Origin of the sequence: Paenibacillus sp. BK720, from assembly GCF_011761545.1 — a bacterium.
Lineage (GTDB): Bacteria > Bacillota > Bacilli > Paenibacillales > Paenibacillaceae > Pristimantibacillus.
Map to the genome: position 1 here is coordinate 1,026,379 of NZ_JAASRQ010000001.1, position 23,296 is coordinate 1,049,674.

Genomic DNA, 23,296 nt, shown 5'->3' on the forward strand with positions numbered 1-23,296 from the left:
CCCGTTTAACAAACGGGGCGCTTTCTTGTTCAGCTCTCCGGAATAGGCTTTTCCGCGGAATCCTTCGAAACGGCGGGAAGGCGGATGACGGCTTCCGTTCCAATCCCTATGGCGCTGCTGAAGCGGATCGTCCCCTCCATCGCCTCAATAATCCGGAAGGTGACCATGAGCCCAAGACCCGTTCCTTTGGATTTGTTGGAGAAATAAGGCTCGCCTAGCTTGTCCAGCTTCTCGGGATCGATTCCTTCGCCATTATCGGTGACCCGGATGATAACCTCATCCCCTTCACTGTCCGCCTTAACCGACACGGCGCCGTCAAACCCGGATATCGCCTCCAGGCTATTCTTGATCATATTTATGATCGCCTGTTTCAATTTCTCTGCGCTGCCCAGCACATAAAGGTCAGGTTCAGCGGTAAATTCAAGTCTCGTGCTTTGCATGGCGGCGAGAGGAGAGATGATGTCCTGGATGTGATTCAGCTCTTCCGAAATATTCAACGGTTTGACATCTTCCAAATGAGGCTTGGCGAAAGTCAGGAATTCGGTAATGATGCTGGACGCGCGATCCAGCTCCTGCACGGCCAGCTGCAGGAACTGTTTCTCTTTGTTTACCGCTTTTTCCCCCGCCAGTTGAATGAAGCCGCGCGTCACCTGCAGCGGATTTCGAACTTCATGCGCGATTGATGCGGCCAGATGGCTGATCAGCTCCATTTTCTCCGCGCGCTGAATTTCCCGGTTGAACATTTCGAGCTCCTTGGAGTATTTGACCAGCTGATCATGGTTGCGAGAGAATTGCCTGCCCATCACGGCTATAAGAGACAGCAGGAAAACTAGCAGCCCCCACTTCCAATAGATCAAATGATAGGTTTCATCCCTGAAGTAGATCATAATCTCCGAGATAAAAACGCTGCAGAAGACGGAGTAACCGACGGAAATGATAATGGCGTCCCGGTTCCCCTTCCATGCGTAACCAATCGCGTGAACAGTCAGAATGAGGAATTGCATGGCGGCGATTACGGTAAGCGGCACAACTTGCAGCAGGCTAAGGCTTATGCCCGGAGCGATGGTTTTGCCTAGCGCCCATAACACGATAACGACAACCGTAACCGGAATGAGAACGATTCTGAATTTTTTTATAATGCCGTAAATCCCCGGTCCAAGCGTCTGTTCGAAAAAGACCGCGAGAGCGGGTGTAAGCAAAAACAAGGCTAAATCGAACAAGTCCAGAAACGGTCTTCCGTAAGCGTAATAATGATGGTACAAGGCGGGAGAGTAGGCTAACGTAATTTCGCCCAGGCATAAGATAATCAGGCATAAAGACATCCACAGCACAATCTGCTCGCGTTTAAGAAAGAACAAGCAAGTCATCATGATCAAGGCGATAAACATAAACGAGCCGCCATAGACCAATTCAATCAAACCGTAACGCTCATAACCGGGCAGCATCTGATTGTAATCGCCGATGACCATCTCGGGCTCCAGCGATTGTCTTTCGTCGGACAAATGAAGCAGAATAAGCAAGTTATTGCCTTTGGCCGCGCTTGAAAGGGGAAGAAGCGTATAGTTTACGTCATAAGGATACGATCTTTCCATGTTGTAGAGAAGACCGTCCCGATGTTCAAGAGCTACGCTGACAGCCGTGCCGTAAAGGCGCTTCATCCATATTCCCGGCGTATTCCAATCCAGGGACGGGAGCGTGACGCGCAGAAGCAGGGCATCGGCGCCGGCTGCGCGCTTCTGCATGGGCTGATTCGTGTCGGCATGCAGCCATTTTTTCGGGTCTCCCTCCGCGATCCATGCCGGTTGGTAGGACTCATCGGGCTTGTACAGCCACTGGTAATCCCATTCCTTAACGACGAGATCATTTTGTTTGGGCTTTTCTTTTTCTATGGAAGAGACATGTTGAATCTGATAGACCGAGCATAGAACCAGCACGATAATGCCTGCAATCAGAAGAATGGTTGATCTCATAACCGTCACCTACAGTTGATATTTCTGTCATCTTTTACCATACTTGCTAATTCGACAAAAATCAATATGATCCAACAAAGTATACATCTCCTTGATATAGGAGTGCTATAATGAAGCCATTTAAATCGGGCAGAGGCGGTGTTGAGCATGGCGGTAAGCGAGCATTATGCACGCAATGGCAAGGTCGGCATTCATTATTACGATTCAAGAGACGATGCGGATGAAAGGTTAGTTCCGATTGTAGTCTGCCCGGGATTATCGGAAACGGCGGAGGAATATCTGGATTTTATGGAGGCGGCGGCACCAAGAAGATGTATATTGTTGTCTTTCCGAGGAAGAGGGAAGAGTGACACGCCCGAAGGCGGCTACAATCTGCAAGACCATCTGTCCGATCTGGAAGCCGTCGCGGGAGATGCCGGCGTGGAGAGCTTTCATCTGTTTGCTTATTCGAGAGGAGTATCTTATGCGCTGCAATATGCCCATTCCTACCCGGGCAAGGTATGCTCGATTACCGTCGGCGATTATCCTCCCGAACATCGGGCGATGCCTGACGGCTGGGCGGAGGACTACATACATCATTATCTGATTCCGTATAACCGGACCTCGAACATACGGACAACCGCGGTATGGGGAATACAGCGGGAATCGGTTCAACTCCGGCTAGACCAGTCCTTGAAGGCGCCAATAATGGTGGCAAGAGGACTGTTGGAGGGCTCTCTGATTGCGGAAGAGGATCTTGCCAGGTATCAGCGGATGAGTAATGCTGTACGCATAAAAGAATACGCACGATCGGGACATGCGCTGAAGGGTGAAGACAAGGCGCAGTTTTATGCGGATATTATCCGTTTTGTTAATGAACAGGACGGAGGTACGGAGTAAGAAAAAGTAATTGCGGATTGCAACTATTGTGTGTTATAACTATTGTCGGGTGATGTAGGAATGGAACAATTGCCGCAATACGTGGATGTACGCGAAATACTGCAAAACGTCGTTAGAAGATTTGGGCTGCAGCAGAAGGATGGGGCGCAGGGGTCCGGAATTTCCGTTATTCAAAGCCATATTCTGTACGAGCTTCATAAGCGCCCGAATCTATCGTTAAATGAACTGGCTGATGCGCTGTGCGTGGAAGCAAGCACGTTAAGCAGGCAGGTGCAGCAATTGGTTGAGCATGAACTGCTCAGCCGGGAACCGGATCCGAAGGACCGTCGATACGTAACGCTGTCCCTGACGTCTAAAGGACATGAGCAGCAGAAGGCTGTTGCGGAAGCAATGGAAGATTATATCTTAAGCATTTTTCAGTATGTGCCCCCGGATAAAAAAAGTCAGGTGCTCGAAAGCCTTCAAATTTTAAATGACGCGATGGGTCAAAGTCCCCATTGCTGTTTACCTCCTCTATAGAGGAGTTTATTTTTGGGAATTAGTTGCAATTTGCAATTATTAACCTTATCGATATGAACTAAAGCGGGGAACGACAAGTGGCATTTATAGCAGTTATTCTTTTTTTGATTACGTTAACGTTTGTGATCTGGCAGCCGAAAGGGCTTGGCATTGGCTGGTCAGCCGCAGGCGGTGCTGTGCTGGCGTTGCTTTTTGGCGTTGTAAGCTTTGCGGATGTAGGAACCGTAACCGGTATTGTATGGAATGCAACCATTGCTTTTATCGCCATTATCCTGAACTCGCTGATCCTTGACGCAATTGGTTTCTTTGAGTGGGCAGCCCTGCATATGGCCCGTCTTGCCAAAGGAAACGGCAGAAGAATGTTTGTATACGTCGTTGTGCTTGGCGCAGCCGTATCGGCCTTTTTCGCCAATGACGGGGCAGCGCTTATCCTTACGCCAATTGTGCTTGCCATGGTTCGGGCGCTTAAGTTCGACAACAAAATGATCCTGCCGTTTATTATGGCAGGCGGATTTATATCGGACACGACGTCATTGCCTCTAATAATAAGCAATCTGGTCAATATCGTTTCGGCCGATTATTTCGGAGCGGGTTTTGTGGAATACGCCAGCCGGATGATCATCCCGAATTTCTTCTCGCTTGGGGCAAGTCTTCTTGTGCTTTATCTCTTTTACCGGAATAGCATTCCTGCGGACTACGATGTCCGCGAAGTGAAAGAACCAAGGGAAGCGATTAAAGATCATAAGCTGTTCCGCTTGTCTTGGATTCTGTTGGCGATTCTGCTGGCAGCCTATCTGGCCAGCGAATTTATTCACCTGCCGGTATCCATTATTACCGGCGCAGTGTCAGTGGTATTCCTGCTGTTCGCCCGCCGCAGTCCGGCGATTCGGACCAAGCAGGTGATGAGGGAAGCTCCATGGACCGTTGTCGTTTTTTCAATCGGAATGTACGTCGTGGTCTACGGGCTGCGAAACGCGGGACTGACGGATGCGCTTGGAGAGGTTATTCAAGCGTTTGCCGATCGTGGGCTTTTTGCCGCTACGATGGGGATGGGCTTCTTGTCGGCCATTTTATCCTCCGTAATGAACAACATGCCAACGGTTATGATTGACGCCTTGGCGATTAAAGGGACGGCTACGGCAGGCGCGATTCGCGAAGCGCTGGTCTATGCGAACGTGATCGGATGCAATCTTGGGCCGAAGCTGACGCCAATCGGTTCGCTGGCCACTCTGTTATGGCTTCATGTTCTGGCGAAAAAGGGCGTAAAGATTTCATGGGGCTCCTATATGAAAGCAGGCTTCGTATTAACCGTACCAACCCTGTTTATTACGCTGGCCGGATTATATATTTGGCTTCAGATTATTCATTCGTTTAGCGTGTATGTTGGCTTTGCAGTGGCGGGTTTCCTGGTGGCAGCGGGCGTTGCCTTCGCCTTCTTCTTCAGGTTGAAATCCGGCAAAAAACAAGAAACGGAAAAACAAATGGCGTAGCCATGACAGGAGGATAAGGATGGCGGCAAAACCTATCGTATATTTCTTATGCACGGGCAATTCGTGCAGAAGCCAGATGGCTGACGGATTTCTGAAGTTGTTGGGCGGTGGCCAATTTGAGGTGTACAGCGCCGGTTTGGAAGCGCACGGACTAAATCCGAGAGCGATACAAGCGATGAAGGAGGCCGGAGTGGACATTTCGGCCAATACTTCAGACGTGATTAACGCCGAATTATTAAATCGGGCCAATTACGTTATTACTTTATGCGGCCATGCGGACGAGCATTGCCCGGTTATCTCGAACGAAAATGTCATCAAGCGGCATTGGGGATTTGACGATCCGGCAAAAGCTGCCGGCGCCGAGGAGGAAATCATGGCTCAGTTCCGTGCCGTAAGGGATGCCATTCATGACCGGATCAAACAATTTGTAGATGAAAGCTGCCGTTAAGGCAGCTTTTTTTAATTGGAGCTCCGCCAAGGACGGCGACAGCCGTTTCACCTAATCCTCCGGCTCGTTCATGCCGCGGACGTAAACCACGTAACAGCCCCGGTCCTCGTCAATTTCGGTTGATGTCGTAAACATCGGACCATAGCCCGGAACGTCTACGATATCCTTCAGCAAGTAGCGGATGACCTCGTAATGGCTGGCGCTGCGGATCTCGGTCAGCTTGCGTCCCCGTTCGCTCGGCTTTCTGAATTCGATATAAATGCCGCGTCCCCGGTAGTTCGATTCGTCTCCGTAATTTTCGTTCGGCCCGATTCGCTTGACGATCAGCATCTCTTCCTTTTCCTGCATTTCGTTTGAGGTTAATTCGTATTGAACTCCGTTTGCAATCAGGTAGGTGCACAATTGACGGGCATACATCTCATCGATCCCGACATTAGCGGAAGGGTACTCCATCAACGGCTCGTATTCATTAAATCCTTTGTCCACAAAATACGTTAATTTATTCATCTCATTCACTCCGAATCAAAATGATTTCAATATCATACCATCATTTTATGGAAACATTAACTTTTCCTGCTGCATTCCTATCAAAATATGATATAACTTTATAGGAACTATGAAGCTTGGAGGATGCTAGTCTATGAATTTAACTCAAAAAGCAATGCTTGGCGTCTCTGCCGTTGCAATGGCTGCCGCCCTGGCAGGCTGCGGTCAATCGACGACTTATCCGAGAACCGCTCAGCCAACGGACAGCCAATGCAGGGACTGGGAGTGGGACAGCAAAAACGGCGTATACCGCTGCGACGATTCCAGCTCCTCTTACTACCGGAATTATTACTATGGCAACAGTTATTATTCGTCCCGGTCCGCCCTGCAAAAAAGCAGTGCCTATTCTGCTTATAAATCCAGCGTATCCGGCAAAACGAGCTCCGGCTTTGGCAAAGGCAGCTCCATTAGCGGAGGCTAAGCCGTGAAGGATTTCGCCGAAGAGAGAAGCGCGTTTTATTCCGGGATTGAAGGGTATTGGGCAGATTTGTACGGCGAGGAGTATTCCCTCTATGACCTATACGATGTAACGAAGGAAGAGGTTCATAAGATTCGCGAATCGACGAACCGGATCGGCCATATTTTTTGCAAGGCCGCCCAATTGCTTCGCACCGTGGATGACGAGACTTTGCTGATGCTTGGTTTTCCGCGCGCAACCTTGTCTTACCTAAGAATGAGAAGCTTATCGGTCGAAAGCGTGATCGCCAGGCTGGATTTGGTGAAGGCAGGAGATACGTACAAATGCATGGAGATCAATTCGGATACTCCTACTTTTATCAAGGAGCTCCACCATGTGAACGGCCTGGTATGCGAAGCCTTTGACCGCCATAACCCGAATAAGGGCTATGAGACGCAGCTTGCGTTTGCGGTCGAGAAAGCGGTTATCGAAAGTCTGGAATATCTCGGGGACGATCCGATTGCTCCTCATGTTGCGTTTACGGCGCATGGAGATAACGTGGAAGACGCGAGCACGGCTCTTTACTTACAGAGCTTACTGCCGTTGCCTTCGACCTTTGTTCCGCTTGACCAGCTTCAAATTATCCGGCATATCGGGTTGTACGATGGGGAGGGAAATCGCATTCACGTTCTGTACCGCCAGACCTTCCCGGTGGAGAATTTTATTGAGGATGAAGACGAAGAAGGAAATCCGATCGGACTGTGGCTGCTGGAGCTTATCGAACGGAAGAAGCTCGCGGTCATTAACCCGCCGTCTGCGTTCCTTCTCCAATCCAAGGCGGTCCAGGCTATTATTTGGGGCTTGCATGAAGAAAGGAGTCCATTCTTTACGGAAGAGGAGCAGCGTTGGATCGGAGAGTATTTTCTGCCGACCTATCTGGAGCCGGACCGCTTTCTTAAAGAGCGGACGAAATACGTAATGAAACCGGCGTTTGGGCGCGAAGGGGATACGGTGAAAATTTTCGATGGCGACGGGACGTTAGCGGCAGAGGATAAACATAATTCTTACGCACATTACCTTCCGGTCTATCAGGAATACGTAGAGCTGCCCACAGCTGCATTCCGGACGGAAAAGGGAGAACGTGAGGGCTCATACATGTACGGAAGTTTTCTGGTCGGGGGAAAAGCCGGTGCCATAGGCATTCGGATTGGCAGCCCGATTACGGATAATTTATCTTATTTCATGCCGGTTGGCATTACTAAATCAGAGTGAGGAGCTAATGTGCAATGGACACTAATTTATACGTGGATTTCTTGCTTTATTCATTGACGGGCTTTGCGATTATGATAGCAGGGCTTCTCTTGTTCGAATTGACCACCAAAAATAAGGAATTCGCCCTTATATTCAAAGGGAATGCTTCGGCGGCCTTGTCGCTTGGCGGCAGGCTGGCAGGTCTCGCCATCGTCATACGGGCGGCTGCGGAAAACTCGGTGTCGCTCTCCGATATGCTGCTATGGGGCGCAATCGGGATCGTTGCGCTAGTAATCCTCTACTACTTGACGGAGCTGATTACTTATTTATTCGGCAAAGGGCTCAAAGTAAATGTGACCATCTTCAAATCGATTGAGCAAAACAACATCGCGGTAGGCATTCTTATCTTGCTTATTTCGTGCAGCGTGGGCATGGTTATTGCCGGATGCCTTACTTATAATCCGGAGCTGCTCGGCTAGCTTGATAAATAACCTCATATCTTGACAAGTTGAGTCCCTGGCGTTATAATCGGGTCTAACCATGTTTTTCTATACTTAACGGCGTTGAAGAGGAGCAGTAATATCGCGGAGCAAGGCTAAGAGAGCCGGCGGATGGTGCAAGCCGGACCTGCAGCGATGTGAATCTCGCCTTGGAGCTTTTGCGTAATCGCGCAACGATTAGCCGGCGTTAAAGGCAATGAGTGAACGGAAGGCAAAGCATGCCGGACGTTAACTAGGGTGGTACCACGGGAATAATCTCTCGTCCCTAGCGATAATACGCTAGGGGCGGGAGTTTTTTTATGTCGGTGATGCGCTCGCGTGCACACTTTTTAGGAGGAAATGATGATGAGTCAGGAATTTCAAGGCTACAACCCGCTCGTGGTAGAGCCGAAATGGCAGAAGTACTGGGATGAGAACAAAACGTTCGCAACAACGGAAGATCCGGGCAAGAAAAAATTTTACGCCCTTGACATGTTCCCTTATCCGTCCGGCGCGGGCCTGCACGTAGGTCATCCGGAAGGTTACACGGCTACGGACATCGTATCCCGTTACAAACGGATGCGCGGCTACAACGTCCTTCATCCGATGGGCTGGGACGCGTTCGGCCTGCCGGCGGAGCAATACGCTTTGCAAACGGGTCGCCACCCGCGCGAGATTACGGTGGAGAACATCAACAATTTCCGCCGCCAGATTAAATCGCTGGGCTTCTCGTACGACTGGGACCGCGAATTCAGCACGACGGATCCGGATTACTATAAATGGACGCAATGGATCTTTATCCAATTGTATAACAAAGGCCTTGCTTATGTGGCGGAAGTACCGGTTAACTGGTGTCCTGCGCTGGGTACCGTTCTGGCGAACGAAGAAGTCATCGACGGCCTTAGCGAACGCGGCGGCCATCCGGTTATCCGCAAGCCGATGCGCCAATGGATGCTGAAGATTACGGAATACGCCGAGCGCTTGCTCGAGGATCTGGAAGAGCTCGACTGGTCGGAGAGCATCAAAGACATGCAGCGCAACTGGATCGGCAAATCGACCGGCGCCGAAGTAACCTTCTCCATTGACGGTCACGACGCATCGCTTGTTGTATTCACAACGCGTCCGGATACGCTGTTTGGCGCAACCTACTGCGTACTGGCTCCCGAGCATGAGCTGGTTGCAAAAATCACGACGGCTGACCAAGCCGAAGCGGTCGAGGCGTACAAGGAAGCAGCCGCTCGCAAGAGCGATCTGGAGCGTACCGACCTTGCGAAGGACAAAACAGGCGTATTTACGGGCGCTTACGCGATCAATCCGGTTAATGGCGCGAAGACGCCAATCTGGATTGCCGACTACGTGCTCGCCGGTTACGGAACGGGCGCAATCATGGCGGTACCGGGCCACGATACCCGCGACTGGGAGTTTGCGAAGCAGTTCGATCTGCCAATCCTTGAAGTGGTTCAAGGCGGCGATGTAACGAAAGAGGCTTATGCAGGCGACGGCCCACACGTCAATTCCGACTTCCTGAACGGTTTGAACAACGAAGACGCGATCAAAACGATGATCGAGCATTTGGAAGGCACGGGCAAAGGGCACGGCAAGGTCACTTACCGTCTGCGCGACTGGCTGTTCAGCCGCCAGCGCTACTGGGGCGAGCCGATTCCGATTCTGCACTTGGAAGACGGCACCATGAAGCCGGTTCCCGTTGATCAGCTGCCGCTTGTATTGCCGGAAGTGGATGCGATCAAGCCATCCGGCACCGGTGAATCCCCGCTTGCGAACGTTACGGAGTGGGTAAACACGATTGATCCGGAAACAGGCATGAAAGCGCGGCGCGAGACAAACACCATGCCGCAATGGGCGGGAAGCTGCTGGTACTATCTGCGCTTTATCGATCCGAAGAACGAGAACGAGATCTGCTCGCCGGAGAAGCAGAAGGAATGGCTGCCGGTTGACCTGTACATCGGCGGCGCGGAGCATGCGGTGCTTCACTTGCTCTATGCGCGCTTCTGGCACAAAGTGCTCTACGATCTTGGCGTCGTAAATACGAAAGAGCCGTTCCACAAGCTGGTTAACCAAGGCATGATTCTGGGCACGAATAACGAGAAAATGTCCAAATCGCGCGGCAACGTCATTAACCCGGATGATATCGTGAACGAATTCGGTGCGGATACGCTCCGCATGTACGAAATGTTCATGGGACCTTTGGAAGCGACGAAGCCTTGGAACACGAACGGCGTAGAAGGCACTTACCGCTTCTTGAGCCGCGTATGGCGCTTGTTCGTCAGCGAGGACGGCAGCGTAAACGCGAAGATCACAAGCGACGGCGAAACAACAAAAGCGTTCAAGCAAACCTGGCACCGTTCCATCAAGAAGGTGACCGATGATTTCGAGAACCTGCGCTTTAACACCGCGATCAGCCAGTTGATGATTTTCGTTAACGAAGCCTACAAAACGGATGTTCTGCCGGTTGAAGCGATGAAGAACTTCCTGCAAATGCTGTCCCCGCTGGCTCCGCATATCGCGGAAGAGCTGTGGGAGAAGCTGGGCGGAACGGGCTCCATCACTTACGAGCAATGGCCTTCTTACGAAGAAGCATTGACCGTGGACGATGAAGTAGAAATCGTCGTGCAGGTGAACGGTAAAATTATCGAGCGCGTTTCCATTGCAGCCGATACGGCGGAAGCAGAGATGGAAGGCCTCGCCAAAGACATGGATAAAGTGAAGGAACTGATAGAAGGCAAAACGATCCGCAAAGTGGTCGTTGTAAAGGGCAAGCTCGTTAACATCGTAGCGAACTAAATAGCAGATAAAAAGAAGAGGTGAGCGGGCCAGCAGCACATATTGTGCTACTGTCCGTTCACCTCTTCGCCGTAGAAAGCGGTATTTATTTTGGCGACGTCTTCGTCGAATTTTTTATGCGTCGTCCGGATCAGCCGGTTGAAGGTGCCGTCAAGCTCGCGATTCAGCAGCTGCAGGGCCTGTGCCGTAATACCTCCCGGAACCGCTACTCTCTTCTGGATATCTTCCGGGGATAACCCGCCTTCCGTCAGCAGAAGTCCCGTGCCAAGCAGCATGTTGCTTGCAACGCTGACCGCATCCTCGCGGCTGATTCCCGTTTCGCATACGGCCGCATCAACGAACTGCTCGACCAGATAAGCGAAAAAGGCGGGTCCGCAGCTGGAAAGGTCGGATACGATTCGGGTATAGGGCTCCTCGATGGGGAGCGGCTCGCTGATGAAGGCAAGCATATCTTCGATAAGAGCCTGATCCTCTTCCGTAATACGGGAGCCGTAGATGCATAAGGTAGCTCCGCTCCAGACGAGGTTGGTGACGCTTGGAATCACTTTTGCGATTTTACAGGGCAAAAGCTCTTCCAGATGCCCGATCAGAACCGGACTCGTAATGGATATAAGAAGCTGATCCGGCCGCAGGACCGGCAGAAGATCGTCGATCACTTTCTTATATTCAAGCGGTTTGACGCATAAAAACAAAATGTCGCTAACGCTTGCGGTGCTTGCATTCGAACGCTCGGCTCTCATTCCGGGATATCGTTCAGCAAGCGCCTGGGCCTTGGCGTAGGTGCGGTTGCTGATTACGATCTGACACGGGTCGAGTGCTCCAGATGCGACGAAGGCTTCGATCAGCAGGCTACCCATCGCGCCCGTCCCAATGAATCCGACATTCATGCTCAGCCCTCCTAACAGATTTGCTCTTTTAACCTATTCCTCAAGACTTGCCTTATATGACAGGAAAATGCTAAAAATCCCCTTTTTTTGATGAAAGGAGTGTTGTTAATGGCCCGTCTCCCCCAAGGTCGTCGAACGAATTCGAATAGAAGCAAATTAATCATCCCTCTAATACTCATAGCTTCCGCAGTCGTGCTGCTGGCTGCAGCCTTTGCGCAGCCAAAGGAGAAAGCGCCCGATGAATGGGTGCAGTTGAACCGGGAGGTTGGCGCTGCTCTGCAAATGCAGGGAGAACCGGAAGCGGGAGCGCAAAACGCGGAACTGACCGATAAACCAAAGGACGGCGAATCGGGGATGCCGAGTACCCCGCCGGGGAGTGTTCAAGCGGAGGTTCGCGCAGGAGAAGCGGGAGGGGACGAAGAACTCCCGTCGTCAGGCAAGCTTGACATTAACCGGGCAACAGCCGAGCAGCTGGATACGCTGAAAGGAATTGGTCCGGCCAAAGCGCAGGCCATTATCGCCGACAGGGAACAGAACGGTCCTTTTTCATCGGCGGAAGATCTTCTCCGGGTGAAAGGAATAGGCAGCAAGCTGCTTGCCGGAATAAAAGATAGCGTTGTCGCATCGCCTTGATTATGAGAGAATGGGACAAGGCGCAGGGAGGTTTTCCCAGGCCTATATGACCATATTCGGGCATGAAGTTCGATTTGATTGGACAACCAAAACCGAGCCGTTTGCTTTGAAGTGGTTGAAGCATGTCCACCCCATAAATCAAGGAGTTGTTGCACATGACGAATCAAGAACAAAACAAACGTTCGCTCGACACATTGGCTGTCCACGGCGGGCAGGAGATCGACCCGACCACGTTTTCCCGGGCGGTTCCGATTTACCAGACGACCTCTTACGGCTTCCGTGACACGGATCATGCAGCCAACCTGTTCTCGCTTCAGGAATTCGGCAACATTTATACCCGCTTGATGAATCCGACAACGGATGTTTTCGAGAAGCGCGTCGCCGAGCTGGAAGGAGCGCCCGCTGCGCTCGCCGTTGCGTCCGGACAAGCTGCGATTACGTATTCGATTATGAATATCGCGGGAGCGGGAGACGAAATCGTATCCGCAACCAGCCTGTACGGGGGTACATACAATCTGTTCTCGACAACCTTGCCTAAGCTTGGCATTCAAGTCAAGTTCGTGGATCCGTCGAATCCCGAAAATTTCCGCGCGGCGATTACGGAACGCACGAAAGCTTTGTATGCGGAAACGGTAGGCAATCCGAAGGGCGATATTCTTGATATCGAAGCGGTAGCGGCGATTGCTCACGAGAACGGCATTCCGCTTATCGTGGACAATACGTTCCCAAGCCCTTATCTTCTCCGTCCGATTGAGCATGGCGCGGATATCGTGGTTCATTCCGCAACCAAATTCATTGGCGGTCACGGTACGTCGATTGGCGGCGTTATTGTGGACGGCGGCCGCTTCGACTGGAAAGCAAGCGGCAAATTCCCGGGTTTGACTACTCCGGATCCTAGCTATCACGGCGTTGTATACACGGATGCGGTTGGTCCAATTGCTTATATTATTAAAGCTAGGGTACAATTATTGCGTGACATGGGCGCTGCCCTGTCGCCGTTCAACTCGTTCCTGCTGCTGCAAGGTCTCGAAACCCTGCATCTGCGGATGGAGCGCCATAGCTCGAACGCCTTGAAGGTTGCGCGGTTTCTTGAATCGCATGAGGCGGTGGAATGGGTAAGCTATCCGGGGCTCGAGAGCCATCCATCGTACGAGCTGGCTAAGAAATACTTGCCGGACGGTCAAGGCGCGATTCTGACCTTTGGCATTAAAGGCGGCGTGGATGCCGGCAAAAAGGTGATCAATTCCGTGAAGCTGTTCTCGCATTTGGCGAATGTCGGCGACTCGAAGTCGCTAATCATTCATCCTGCAAGCACAACCCACCAGCAGCTGTCGGCTGCCGAGCAGGAAGCGGCTGGCGTAACGGCCGGGCTGATCCGTTTGTCGATCGGAACGGAAGGCATCAGAGATATTTTGGCCGATCTGGATCAAGCCTTGCGCGCAAGTCAATCGAACTAATTCATCTTTATCGTCTATATACATCTAGATAGAGGCAGATCCGTCGGATTCCCTTCTTGAGGGGTCTGACGGAAGCTGTCCGGGCAAAAGAAAAAGGAGTGGAAGACATGTCAGAAGCACAGGATGCTTCACGCAAAGACTGGGACACGTATTTTATGGATATCGCCTATATGGTGTCTACACGCTCGCGTTGTCCCCGACGTCATGTCGGATCGGTGCTTGTGCAGGGCAAGAAGCTGCTGGGAACCGCCTATAACGGCGCTCCGATGGGCGTGCAGGACTGCTCGGAAGCAGGCTGCATGATTACGGAGGAGTGGGAGACTAGAATCGGCGACGACGGTCAGGAGCAAATGGTCAAAAAACAGCGCTGCATCCGCACGATTCACGCGGAGCAGAATCTGCTGCTCTTTACGGACCGTGCCGACCGGGAAGGCTCCACGGTATACGTAACCGATCAGCCTTGCTGGACCTGCGCGAACATGCTGGCGAACAGCGGCGTGAAGGAAATCGTGTTCCATCGCGGTTATCCGAAGGATAGCGACAAGGTAAGCCTGCTTATGAGCCAGAAAGGCATTGTATTCCGTACGCTGACGGATTACGAGCCGCCGCCGCAGGCGAGTATGAAGGTCATATCCTAATTAAATAAGCGAATGGGGAAGAACCTCTGCATGCATCTGATTTTGATGCGTCCGGAGGTTCTTTTTTTGTTTGAAGGAGGGATGGCCGTGAATAGACGGCCTTTAGTATGGTTTGCCGTATTCTGGATTGCGGGAAGCGGCATGGCCGCTCATCTTAGCAGCGTTGGAACAGCGCTGGCGCTATGTTCAGCCGCGGTCCTACTTCTTGCGCTTGCGTTGCTTGGGCAATCGACAAGGCGGCTTGCCGTGGTGTGCCTGATCGGCTGCATGCTTGCGGCCGGCGAGCGGATGTGGGCCGATGTCCGCAACGCCAGCGCGCTGGATTTGCCGGGCGATTCCCATGAAGCGGAAGTGACCGGCACGATTGTGTCCGCGGTAGAGGTCGACGGCGACCGCGCGATGTTCCGCGTGACGGCCGATGCCGTCCGCGTGAGTGGCGAAGCGGCGCCGCGCAAGATCCGCGAGCGCCTGCTTGTTCAGGTGCGGCTTGCGGAGCGGCCGCACCAAGAGGTCGCCGCCGCGTGGCACCGCGGCGACAAGGTGCGCCTCGCCGGCGAGCTTGCGCGGCCGGCTGGCGCATCCAACAGCGGCGGCTTCGATTACCGCCGCTATCTGGAAAGCAGCCAGCATATCCACTGGCTGCTCAAGGTCAAGGGCATCGGCGCCGTCCAGGCGGCGCCGGGCCCGGGCTGGACCGCGGCCGCCGTGCTCGGCCGCGTCGATGCCGCGCGCGACTGGCTTGGCGCGCGGATGGAGCAATTGTACCCGGCCGACCAGTCCGGGTACATGAAGGGGCTGGTCCTCGGCATTCGCGAGGACCTGGACCCGGAGCAGTTCCAGCAGTTTTCCCGGCTGGGACTTACTCATATATTGGCCATTTCGGGCCTTCACGTGGCCGTATTCGTTTACGCGCTTGGAGCAATTCTGCGGCTGCTGCGTTTGACCCGGGAACGGCTGCTGGTTACCTTGATTGCGGCCGTCCCTTTTTATGTGCTTCTCTCCGGCTCGTCGCCTTCCGTCGTAAGGGCAGGGCTCATGACGATGCTGGCCCTTCTTGCCGCACGGATGGATAAGCTCAAGGACGGTTTGCATCTGCTTGCTGCCGCAGCGGTTGGAATGCTGATCTGGAATCCTTCCTTTATTGAGGACGTAGGCTTCCAATTGTCCTTTGCCGTCACGGCAGGGCTGATTCTGTTCGTGCCGCCGGTGAGGCGGGCGATGCCGGATTGGCGCAAAGGGAAGTCTCTCCTTGATTTGCTCGTCGTGACGGTTGTGGCGCAGGCGGTATCCTTCCCGTTGACGGTCTACTACTTTAACCAATTTCACTTGCTCTCGATTCCCGCCAATCTGGTCCTGGTGCCGTTCATTAGTTTTATCGTGATGCCGATAGGGGCGGTTGCGCTGATCCTTGGCCTGCTATGGCCGCTTGGCGGTCAACTGCTGGCGGCTGTCAGCGTGTACGCAAACGAGTGGACGTTCCTCCTCGTTAGCTGGCTAGGGGATGCGGAAGCCGTCCGCACCGTCTGGGCAACGCCTCCGTTATGGTGGATTGCGGCCTGGTATTTGGCGCTTGCCGTCCTATGCAGGCTGCTCCCGGCGGCGCCAGCGGCTGACTCGGCGCATCAAGACGAGACATTGCCCTTGCAAGAGACAGCGGCAGCCGGTGGGCTGGATGCCGCTCCAATTTGGGAGCTGCTGGAGGGGCGGAAGCTGCCGGTCTGGAGGAGGCGGTCAACCGGATTAAGTCTTGCCCTTTTAGCTGGTGCAGGCTTATTGTTCTACGCCTATTCTCCGGACTTGCTGAAAAGCGCGGCCGAAGTTGATGTGCTTGACGTTGGACAAGGCGATTCGATTTACATCCGTACGGCTCATGGAAAGAGGATTCTAATTGATGGCGGGGGAACGTTAAGCTTTCGGAAAGCCGGCGAGGAATGGAAGGAACGAAGCGACCCGTTCGAGGTGGGGAGCAAAGTTGTTGTTCCATTATTAATGAAGCGCGGCGTTCATTCCCTCGATCTCCTTGTGCTGTCTCATCTGGACAGCGACCATATCCGCGGTTTGCAGGCGGTGCTGGATGCGATTCCCGTGCGTGCGATCATATGGAATGGAAGCGTAAAGCATGCCGAGGATGCGGAAGGCATCCTTCGGACAGCCGTGCGCAAGGGGATTCCGCTCTACCGCGCCGAAACCGGGAAACAGTGGAAGCTGGATGCCGACACGGAACTAACCGTTTTATGGCCCCCGGCTGCCGGTGAAGGAGTTCCGGTTATTGAGGATCAGAACGACGACAGCGTTGTGTTGTGGATGAAGATCTATCAATCTGCCTTTTTGCTGTCGGGGGATATTAGCAGCACGGCCGAATCTGCTATAATAGCGCGTATGCGGGATCAAAATGCGGTTTTATCGCCATCCGTCTCCTCCATGGCAAGCCGGGTTGATGTCCTGAAGATCGCGCATCACGGCAGCAAGTATTCCACCTCGGAGGAATGGCTGCGCTTTTGGAAGCCGCTTCAGGCCGCTATTTCCGTCGGAGCAGCCAATACGTACGGGCATCCGCACCCGGATGTGCTGAAGCGTTTGCAGGAGCAAGACGTTACCACCTTTCGAACGGACCGGGACGGTGAAATCCGCTATAAAGTGGATAGGTCTGGAATATATGAACAAACGATCAGGAAGAATTAGGAAGACTAGACCGAAAGTGCCTTTATTCCTGATCTTGTATCCTGCCAAAATGCTTCTTTCAACCTAACTCACTAGGAACTACCTATATACGGGGTTCCATTTTTTTGTTATCCTTTAGGTTGGAGTTTTCTACTTTTTCAATTAAAAAATTAGAGGTTTTTCATTTTAGATGTGCAACAATTTATGCAACGCGCTCGTCAGAGAGGTTGCAAGAGAGGGGGATCCTTCGTGGTAGAGCCTGGCCTTATTAGAGCCGCTCAGTCAGGAGATCGGGATGCTTTAATAACTCTGTTGCGAGAGATTGAAACCCATGTTTACCGGACAGCCTATTATATATTGAATAACGAACAGGATGCGATGGATGCGGCGCAGGAAGCGTTAATCCGCATATATACGAAAATCGGCTCCTACGAAGAGAAGGCCCAGTTCAAAACGTGGATTCAACGAATTGTAACGAATATTTGTATAGATAAGTTTAGAAGAAGCAAGCCAACCGTATCGATAGACGAGCATGAGATGGTATTCCGGGAGAAACAGAATGTCGAGGACGAGGTTATGTCGGCTTACGCCGTTCAAGACATCCGCAAGGCAATAGACAAGTTGCCGGAGCATCACCGGGCGGTAGTTGTACTGCGGTATTTGCAGGATTTCTCTTATAACGAAATCGCTGACTCGCTTGATCTGCCATTAAATACGGTCAAATCCTACTTATTCCGAGCTAGGCAGCAGCTTCAAACTTTACTACATGATTATCAGAAAGGTGGTGTCCGGGGATGACTTGTCAAGAGGTGATCGAATACATGAACCGTCAGCTAGACGGCGATTTGGATGAACATGAAAATGAGATCTTGATGAATCATACGAGACATTGTCCGGACTGTGCAGCAATGTTTGAGCGGCTGAAAAAACTGTCCGATGAGCTGGGAAATCTGCCTCATGTCATGCCAAAGTACAGTCTGGTAGACGCTATTTTGCCCCAGCTTGAAGAAATCGGGCCATTCCGGCAGCCGGAGGCGGCTGCGGTGGAGATGGCTCCGGCTGCCGTCCCTGCGCCAACGCAGCAAACGAAGCGCCGCGCCAAGGAACGGCATCAGCTGCGCTTCCGGGCGATAACGGGAATTATCGCGGCTAGCGTAGCTGCCGGTTTATTCCTTGTATCTTATAATGCGGGTTTATTCCCGTCATCTTCGAATAGCTTTGATTCGGATAAGGCGGAAACGGCTGCTGCCGACACGTCATCCAGTTCGTTTGACGTGCAAAGACAGTTCAAAGACGTTCAGCCTTATGCCAACAATGCCAACGACACTGGAAAAGCTCATGTAAACACGGAATCTATTGATCCGAATGATCAATCTGCATCTGCGGCAGACCCATCGGGCAACGAAGATTACCACGTGACGACGGAAAAGGACCTCGGGATTTCCGATTCGAATGCCGGCGGAGCTGCTGCTAATCAAGGGGACAGCTCGGGGGGCGGCAACGAGCCCGCATCCGGCAACAAAGGGGCCTCGACCAGCGAAGCTCCTTCCGTGAGCTTGCCTAACCCAGACAGCAAGGAAGGCGGTGAGCCGAATCAGGGCATAGCAGGATTTGTGCCTGCGCCGCTTGAAGCGGCATCGCCGGATGGCAGCTATACCGCTAAGGCCGTCGGATACCTGATTCATATTTACAAGACCGGGGAAGAGGGTGGCGAGTCCGTTTACGATTCCGAACGAAGAAACGGCCAGATCGCCAATCTTGAATGGTCGGCCGACAGCAAGCAGCTTACCTACGAGATTCAATTGGAATCCGGCGGCATGGAGCGTTATGTCATTGATTTGGCAACAAAGACCGAATCGAAGGCGGCACATTAATTCAAGACATTTTTACCGCTGCTATTCGCACACTTTATTCTTCATTTGCGTATGATATACAAATGAAAAGTTAACGTGAGCCTTGATCAAAAGTATGACCATCTACAGGGCGGTACCATGGGCCTGCCTGCAGATGTTTATATAGATGTTCAGGGACAAAGGGATGAGGCCTAAGAAGCCCATCCCTTTGTTGCTGTTCAGCGAATGCCGCAGGATGCAGTGAAGGACAGGGAGAGGTGAAGCATGGAAGCGAAAGAGGCGTTGAAGGAGATTAAAGCGGGGAAGTTCCGTCCCGCATATGTGATATACGGCAAGGACCGCTACCGGATCGGCCAGTTTACGGAGACGTTAACGGAAGCGATGTTTACGCCGGATGAGCGTGAGCTTGGCGTAGTCAAGTTCGATACGTCGGAGACGTTGATCGAAGAGGCGGCGCTGGAAGCGGAGACATTGCCTTTCTTTGTGGAGCGCAAGCTGGTTATTGTCCGCGATTCGGTTGTATTCGCTGCCGGGGGCAAAGAAGGCGGCAAGCTGGATCATAAGACGGACCGGCTGCAGCATTATTTGGACATCCCGTCCGAGACAACGGTTATGTTGTTCATTATTAATGCGGAAAAGCTGGACGAGCGGCGCAAGCTGGTGAAGATGCTGAAGGACCGCGATGCGCTTATCGCTTTTCAGGAGCTCGATGCAGCCGAGCTGAGACGCTGGGTAGTCAAGCGCGCGGAGGAACAGAAGCGGACCATGACGGCCGATGCGGCGGATCTATTGCTTGTGCGAACCGGAGCGAATATGCAGCAGCTCGCTATTGAAGTGGACAAGCTATGCCTGCATGCCGGCGAAGGCGGGGTTATAGGCGTTCAAGAAACGGAGCTGCTGACGGCCTCTACCGTCGAGGAGGATGTATTTGCGCTGGTGGATGCCATCGCGAGCCTGCAGGTTGACCGCTCGCTCAAGCTGTACCGGGCATTGCTCGTCAGAAGGGAAGAACCGATCAAGATTGCCGCGTTAATCGCAAGGCAGCTTCGAATTATGCTTCAAATCAAGGAACTCGAGCAGAATCGGTATTCGCCGCAGCAAATGGCGGGGCAGATCGGACTTCACCCGTACGCGGTTAAGCTTGCCGCCGAGAAAAGCCAGAAGTTTAAAGTCGCACGGCTTGGCGCCCTGCTTAGCGATATAGCGGATCTGGATTATAAAATGAAAACAGGCGCTATCGATAAGACGCTGGGACTGGAGCTATTCCTGCTGTCCTTAGGCGTTCAGCAAGGACAAGGCGTCAGATAAACGAATAATGACCAATCAAAAACGGCTTCGCCTAAGCGAAGCCGTTCATTTGTTTGCGGTTTATTAAGCTTGAGCCGACAGAGCGTTCAGCTTTTTAGCAAGACGAGATTTTTTGCGGGAAGCCGCATTTTTATGAATCAGGCCTTTAGTAACCGCTTTGTCCAATTTTTTCGTTGCAGCGACCAGAGCAGCTTTAGCTGCTTCTACATCAGTGCCAGCGATAGCTTGGTCAGCAGATTTAACAGCCGTACGAAGCGCGGATTTTTGGGAAGCGTTCAAAGCGCGGCGTTTTTCGCTCGTTTTAACGCGTTTAATTGCGGATTTAATGTTTGGCATCGAGTTTCACCTCCTACAAAGTTTGCGTAAGCAAACAAAAAGCGTACGCGGTAAGTCTAGGTAACACAACTTAAAATATATTACCATGCACTCTCATGAAAAGCAATAGCGAGCCTGTCCTGCCATTTTTGCTCATCAGGGCAAAAGTATGAAATTGTCTCCCTTGCGAACAATAAGCTGGAGAGAATGGCATGGCTTTGAAGGGAGAATGGATAGATGACCGAACTTGATTTGCAGCAGTATAACATTCGAACCGACCTGGCGCTTGAGGCAAAAGAAATCGCGGAGCAGCTTGGCGGGGGCGGCCCGATCCCGGGCATTCATTCGGAAACGACCGAAGATGACGGCATCACGATTACTCATCTGCATGTGCAGAATGAGCAGGGCTCCCGCGCGATCGGCAAAGTGTTGGGCCGCTACGTTACGATTGAGGTTCCAGGACTCCGCAAGCAGGATACCGAGCTCCAGGACCGGGTCGCTACGCATTTCGCCAAGCATTTCGAGACGTTCCTGGAGCGGATTGGCATAGGCAAGACGGCAAAGGTGCTTATCGTTGGACTAGGCAACTGGAACGTGACGCCGGATGCGCTGGGCCCTCTAGTCGTAGAGAACGTAATGGTTACGCGTCATTTCTTCGAGCTGATGCCGGATCAGGTTGCGCCGGGATACCGTGCCGTTAGCGCGGTCGCTCCAGGCGTACTCGGGATTACCGGCATCGAGTCCAGCGAGATTGTGCAGGGCATCGCGGAGAAAACGCGTCCCGACGTTATTATCGCGATTGACGCTTTGGCTTCCAAATCCCTGGACCGCGTGAACACGACGATTCAGATCGCGGACATCGGCATTCATCCGGGCTCGGGGATCGGCAATAAACGGAAAGGCCTGACAAAGGAGATTTTGGGCATTCCGGTTATTGCAATCGGCGTTCCGACGGTTGTATATGCCTCTACGATCGTGAACCATACGATTGAACTGATGAGGAACCATATGGCCGCGAACAACGCCAATAACGATCAGATTTTTGGTCTAATGAACCAGATGGGCGAAGCGGAGCGTCTGCAGCTTGTCAAAGAAGTGCTTAATCCGGTTGGTCATGATCTGCTTGTGACTCCGAAGGAAATCGACGAGTTTATTGAAGATATCGCCAACATTATCGCAAGCGGCTTGAACGCTTCCCTTCATGAGGCCGTCGACACCGATAACGTTGCCGCTTATACGCATTGAGCTTCATCCAAAGTCCTTGGGGCGAAAGCGGCCTCAAGGGCTTTTTTTAATTCCTCCTAAGATCGGCGCAGCCATGTACGTGTGCCTGAATCTCTTAATCTATCAAAACTCGCGAATCTATTAATTCGATTCGGTTCTATCAAACCTTCTTGTCTCATAGATTAGTAACAGATGAGCAACGAAGAAGCGGGAGGTAGAACTCGAAATGAAAAGAACCATCATGTTGTTTGATCTGACACGCGGGAGCAAACGGATTCGCCGGCTGCTTGTAACGGGAAAAACCTTCGCGGTGTTGTCGATAAGCTCCATGCTGTTTTTCGTGGCGATAGGGATAGCGGGGATGGCCCAGCAGCATTCGCTTGCCGCGCCGGTATCTTCCATGTCCGGTTTCGCGGCATCTGTTTCAAGCGGTTTTTTTGGGGATATGCTAGAGATGGAGATGCCTCAGTTCAAGAGCACCAAATCGGGCGAGGAGTTGTCTGGCACGCAGATCAGCAGCTTTATCCTCCGTTTGATGACGAACGTTAATCCTGGAGATCCAAGAAGCCTTGTCGCCGGTGAAATTCCGGGTATGGATGCGGATTCGCCATTCCTAATCGCAGGAGGAGTCGGTACGGATCCGAATGTGTGGCCGGAAGATAATATCCCGATTCCGGGTGATGATACGGGCTCAGCCAATGGCGACGACCATGGTCCGGACAATACGGGCGGGGGCAACGAGCCTGCGGATACTCCGGAGCCGCCGGCGGCAACGCCAACTCCCACGGAGAAACCGACACCCACGCAATCGCCGGATGATGCGGGATCGCATACGACGGGGAAAGACAAGGTGGTCTTTATCTATCACTCGCATAGCCGGGAATCCTGGTATCCGGAGATTGCGGACAAGAACGGGGATGCCAACTCGGCTTCCAAAAACATTACGCTGGTAGGCGAACGTCTGGCCGAGAAGCTGGAGGATTTGGGCGTGGGCACTACGCATTCGGATGAGGATTACCCGACGACGGTGCCGGGCTACGATTGGAATTATTCATACAAATACTCGAAAAAAACCGTGCAGGAAGCTATCGCAAGCAATAAAAAGCTGAAATTTTTCTTCGACATCCACCGCGATTCGGGCAGACGCAAAACAACTACCGTGGATATAAACGGCAAAAGCTACGCTCAAGTCTATTTTATTATCGGTCACAAGAACCCGAACTGGAAAAAGAACGCCGAATTCGCAACCCAAATTCACGACGTTCTGGAGAAGCGATATCCCGGGCTTTCCAGAGGGATCTTGGGCAAGACCACGGCAACCGGCAACGGCGAGTACAACCAATCGCTAGCCGAAGACAGCGTATTGATCGAGATCGGCGGGGTGGACAACACCTTGGCCGAGAGCTACCGGACAGCGGATGTATTGGCGAAAGTCATTGCGGATATTTACTGGGATGCGGAGAGGGTATCCGCATCGAAATAATCAAGCTTCGGGCGAGGGCTGCTGCGGCAGCCTCGCCTGGCTAAAAAGGGGCTGGA

Annotated in this window: 21 protein-coding genes and 1 other annotated feature; of the genes, 17 read left to right on the forward strand and 4 right to left on the reverse strand. The window is 52.4% G+C overall.

Going from position 1 to position 23,296, the window contains the following annotated elements:
- Positions 1-29: 29 nt before the first annotated feature.
- The gene (locus FHT67_RS04425) at positions 30-1,970 is read right to left on the reverse strand and encodes a sensor histidine kinase (RefSeq protein WP_167196035.1); all 1,941 of its coding nucleotides are present in this window, start codon (positions 1,968-1,970) and stop codon (positions 30-32) included.
- 147 nt (positions 1,971-2,117) lie between these two features.
- On the opposite strand from FHT67_RS04425, the gene FHT67_RS04430 reads away from it, so the two are divergent.
- The 4 genes from FHT67_RS04430 (at position 2,118) to arsC (ending at position 5,306) form a co-directional block, all read left to right on the forward strand.
- A complete protein-coding gene (locus FHT67_RS04430) occupies positions 2,118-2,849 on the forward strand; it encodes an alpha/beta fold hydrolase (protein ID WP_167196038.1) in 732 nt (243 codons plus the stop codon).
- Positions 2,850-2,909: 60 nt separating this feature from the next.
- The gene (locus tag FHT67_RS04435) at positions 2,910-3,368 is read left to right on the forward strand and encodes a MarR family winged helix-turn-helix transcriptional regulator (RefSeq protein WP_167196041.1); all 459 of its coding nucleotides are present in this window, start codon (positions 2,910-2,912) and stop codon (positions 3,366-3,368) included.
- 77 nt (positions 3,369-3,445) lie between these two features.
- The gene (locus tag FHT67_RS04440; RefSeq protein ID WP_167196044.1) at positions 3,446-4,858 is read left to right on the forward strand and encodes an arsenite/antimonite efflux transporter; all 1,413 of its coding nucleotides are present in this window, start codon (positions 3,446-3,448) and stop codon (positions 4,856-4,858) included.
- Between the two features lie 19 nt (positions 4,859-4,877).
- The gene (gene arsC, locus FHT67_RS04445; protein WP_167196047.1) at positions 4,878-5,306 is read left to right on the forward strand and encodes an arsenate reductase (thioredoxin); all 429 of its coding nucleotides are present in this window, start codon (positions 4,878-4,880) and stop codon (positions 5,304-5,306) included.
- 51 nt (positions 5,307-5,357) lie between these two features.
- Here arsC and FHT67_RS04450 read toward each other — a convergent pair whose 3' ends face one another.
- Positions 5,358-5,813 carry an RNA helicase gene (locus FHT67_RS04450; RefSeq protein WP_132304310.1) on the reverse strand — a complete coding sequence of 152 codons (456 nt, stop codon included), beginning with the start codon at positions 5,811-5,813 and terminating at the stop codon, positions 5,358-5,360.
- Between the two features lie 133 nt (positions 5,814-5,946).
- On the opposite strand from FHT67_RS04450, the gene FHT67_RS04455 reads away from it, so the two are divergent.
- From FHT67_RS04455 to leuS, 4 genes are all read left to right on the forward strand, one after another.
- Complete coding sequence (locus FHT67_RS04455; RefSeq protein WP_167196049.1) at positions 5,947-6,273, forward strand: aminotransferase yhxA; 327 nt, start codon at positions 5,947-5,949, stop codon at positions 6,271-6,273.
- Between the two features lie 3 nt (positions 6,274-6,276).
- Entirely contained in the window at positions 6,277-7,521 is a 1,245-nt protein-coding gene (locus FHT67_RS04460; protein WP_132304314.1) for a glutathionylspermidine synthase family protein, read from the forward strand.
- Positions 7,522-7,535: 14 nt separating this feature from the next.
- On the forward strand, positions 7,536-7,979 hold the full coding sequence (locus tag FHT67_RS04465) for a DUF350 domain-containing protein (protein ID WP_132304316.1): 444 nt from the start codon (positions 7,536-7,538) through the stop codon (positions 7,977-7,979).
- 75 nt (positions 7,980-8,054) lie between these two features.
- Positions 8,055-8,270 (forward strand) — a binding site (T-box leader).
- A gap of 75 nt (positions 8,271-8,345) precedes the next feature.
- Positions 8,346-10,781, forward strand: a complete 2,436-nt coding sequence (gene leuS, locus FHT67_RS04470; protein WP_208403108.1) for a leucine--tRNA ligase — start codon at positions 8,346-8,348, stop codon at positions 10,779-10,781.
- A 47-nt stretch (positions 10,782-10,828) separates the two neighbouring features.
- Here leuS and comER read toward each other — a convergent pair whose 3' ends face one another.
- The gene (comER, locus tag FHT67_RS04475; protein WP_132304320.1) at positions 10,829-11,668 is read right to left on the reverse strand and encodes a late competence protein ComER; all 840 of its coding nucleotides are present in this window, start codon (positions 11,666-11,668) and stop codon (positions 10,829-10,831) included.
- Positions 11,669-11,758: 90 nt separating this feature from the next.
- Between comER and FHT67_RS04480 the strand changes: the two genes are divergently transcribed.
- The 7 genes from FHT67_RS04480 (at position 11,759) to holA (ending at position 20,218) form a co-directional block, all read left to right on the forward strand.
- A complete protein-coding gene (locus FHT67_RS04480; protein ID WP_167196055.1) occupies positions 11,759-12,301 on the forward strand; it encodes a ComEA family DNA-binding protein in 543 nt (180 codons plus the stop codon).
- A gap of 155 nt (positions 12,302-12,456) precedes the next feature.
- Positions 12,457-13,758, forward strand: a complete 1,302-nt coding sequence (locus tag FHT67_RS04485; RefSeq protein WP_132304324.1) for a homocysteine synthase — start codon at positions 12,457-12,459, stop codon at positions 13,756-13,758.
- A gap of 107 nt (positions 13,759-13,865) precedes the next feature.
- Positions 13,866-14,396: a deoxycytidylate deaminase gene (locus FHT67_RS04490; RefSeq protein WP_132304326.1), complete on the forward strand. Its 531-nt coding sequence runs from the start codon at positions 13,866-13,868 to the stop codon at positions 14,394-14,396.
- 87 nt (positions 14,397-14,483) lie between these two features.
- On the forward strand, positions 14,484-17,078 hold the full coding sequence (locus FHT67_RS04495) for a ComEC/Rec2 family competence protein (RefSeq protein ID WP_165930579.1): 2,595 nt from the start codon (positions 14,484-14,486) through the stop codon (positions 17,076-17,078).
- 228 nt (positions 17,079-17,306) lie between these two features.
- Positions 17,307-17,855: an RNA polymerase sigma factor gene (locus tag FHT67_RS04500; protein WP_015843796.1), complete on the forward strand. Its 549-nt coding sequence runs from the start codon at positions 17,307-17,309 to the stop codon at positions 17,853-17,855.
- Positions 17,852-18,931 (forward strand): anti-sigma factor family protein, encoded by a 1,080-nt coding sequence (locus FHT67_RS04505; RefSeq protein WP_167196058.1) that lies wholly within the window; start codon positions 17,852-17,854, stop codon positions 18,929-18,931. The genes FHT67_RS04500 and FHT67_RS04505 overlap by 4 nt, the downstream gene beginning before the upstream one ends.
- A gap of 243 nt (positions 18,932-19,174) precedes the next feature.
- Positions 19,175-20,218 (forward strand): DNA polymerase III subunit delta, encoded by a 1,044-nt coding sequence (gene holA, locus FHT67_RS04510; protein WP_132304332.1) that lies wholly within the window; start codon positions 19,175-19,177, stop codon positions 20,216-20,218.
- A gap of 63 nt (positions 20,219-20,281) precedes the next feature.
- Here the strand turns inward: holA and rpsT are convergent, their stop codons facing one another.
- Entirely contained in the window at positions 20,282-20,554 is a 273-nt protein-coding gene (rpsT, locus tag FHT67_RS04515) for a 30S ribosomal protein S20 (RefSeq protein WP_127496425.1), read from the reverse strand.
- 216 nt (positions 20,555-20,770) lie between these two features.
- Between rpsT and gpr the strand changes: the two genes are divergently transcribed.
- Both gpr and FHT67_RS04525 read left to right on the forward strand, forming a co-directional pair.
- Positions 20,771-21,778 carry a GPR endopeptidase gene (gene gpr / locus FHT67_RS04520; protein ID WP_132304334.1) on the forward strand — a complete coding sequence of 336 codons (1,008 nt, stop codon included), beginning with the start codon at positions 20,771-20,773 and terminating at the stop codon, positions 21,776-21,778.
- Between the two features lie 205 nt (positions 21,779-21,983).
- Positions 21,984-23,240: a stage II sporulation protein P gene (locus tag FHT67_RS04525; RefSeq protein ID WP_167196060.1), complete on the forward strand. Its 1,257-nt coding sequence runs from the start codon at positions 21,984-21,986 to the stop codon at positions 23,238-23,240.
- Positions 23,241-23,296 lie beyond the last annotated feature (56 nt).

Excerpts from the sequence above, each read along its gene's own strand:
- FHT67_RS04425 (WP_167196035.1), bottom strand. The coding sequence starts at position 1,970 with ATGAGATCAACCATTCTTCTGATTGCAGGCATTATCGTGCTGGTTCTA.
- FHT67_RS04430 (WP_167196038.1), top strand. The coding sequence starts at position 2,118 with ATGGCGGTAAGCGAGCATTATGCACGCAATGGCAAGGTCGGCATTCAT.
- FHT67_RS04435 (WP_167196041.1), top strand. The coding sequence starts at position 2,910 with ATGGAACAATTGCCGCAATACGTGGATGTACGCGAAATACTGCAAAAC.
- arsC (WP_167196047.1), top strand. The coding sequence starts at position 4,878 with ATGGCGGCAAAACCTATCGTATATTTCTTATGCACGGGCAATTCGTGC.
- FHT67_RS04450 (WP_132304310.1), bottom strand. The coding sequence starts at position 5,813 with ATGAATAAATTAACGTATTTTGTGGACAAAGGATTTAATGAATACGAG.
- FHT67_RS04455 (WP_167196049.1), top strand. The coding sequence starts at position 5,947 with ATGAATTTAACTCAAAAAGCAATGCTTGGCGTCTCTGCCGTTGCAATG.
- FHT67_RS04465 (WP_132304316.1), top strand. The coding sequence starts at position 7,536 with ATGGACACTAATTTATACGTGGATTTCTTGCTTTATTCATTGACGGGC.
- leuS (WP_208403108.1), top strand. The coding sequence starts at position 8,346 with ATGAGTCAGGAATTTCAAGGCTACAACCCGCTCGTGGTAGAGCCGAAA.
- comER (WP_132304320.1), bottom strand. The coding sequence starts at position 11,668 with ATGAATGTCGGATTCATTGGGACGGGCGCGATGGGTAGCCTGCTGATC.
- FHT67_RS04480 (WP_167196055.1), top strand. The coding sequence starts at position 11,759 with ATGAAAGGAGTGTTGTTAATGGCCCGTCTCCCCCAAGGTCGTCGAACG.
- FHT67_RS04485 (WP_132304324.1), top strand. The coding sequence starts at position 12,457 with ATGACGAATCAAGAACAAAACAAACGTTCGCTCGACACATTGGCTGTC.
- FHT67_RS04490 (WP_132304326.1), top strand. The coding sequence starts at position 13,866 with ATGTCAGAAGCACAGGATGCTTCACGCAAAGACTGGGACACGTATTTT.
- FHT67_RS04505 (WP_167196058.1), top strand. The coding sequence starts at position 17,852 with ATGACTTGTCAAGAGGTGATCGAATACATGAACCGTCAGCTAGACGGC.
- holA (WP_132304332.1), top strand. The coding sequence starts at position 19,175 with ATGGAAGCGAAAGAGGCGTTGAAGGAGATTAAAGCGGGGAAGTTCCGT.
- rpsT (WP_127496425.1), bottom strand. The coding sequence starts at position 20,554 with ATGCCAAACATTAAATCCGCAATTAAACGCGTTAAAACGAGCGAAAAA.
- gpr (WP_132304334.1), top strand. The coding sequence starts at position 20,771 with ATGACCGAACTTGATTTGCAGCAGTATAACATTCGAACCGACCTGGCG.
- FHT67_RS04525 (WP_167196060.1), top strand. The coding sequence starts at position 21,984 with ATGAAAAGAACCATCATGTTGTTTGATCTGACACGCGGGAGCAAACGG.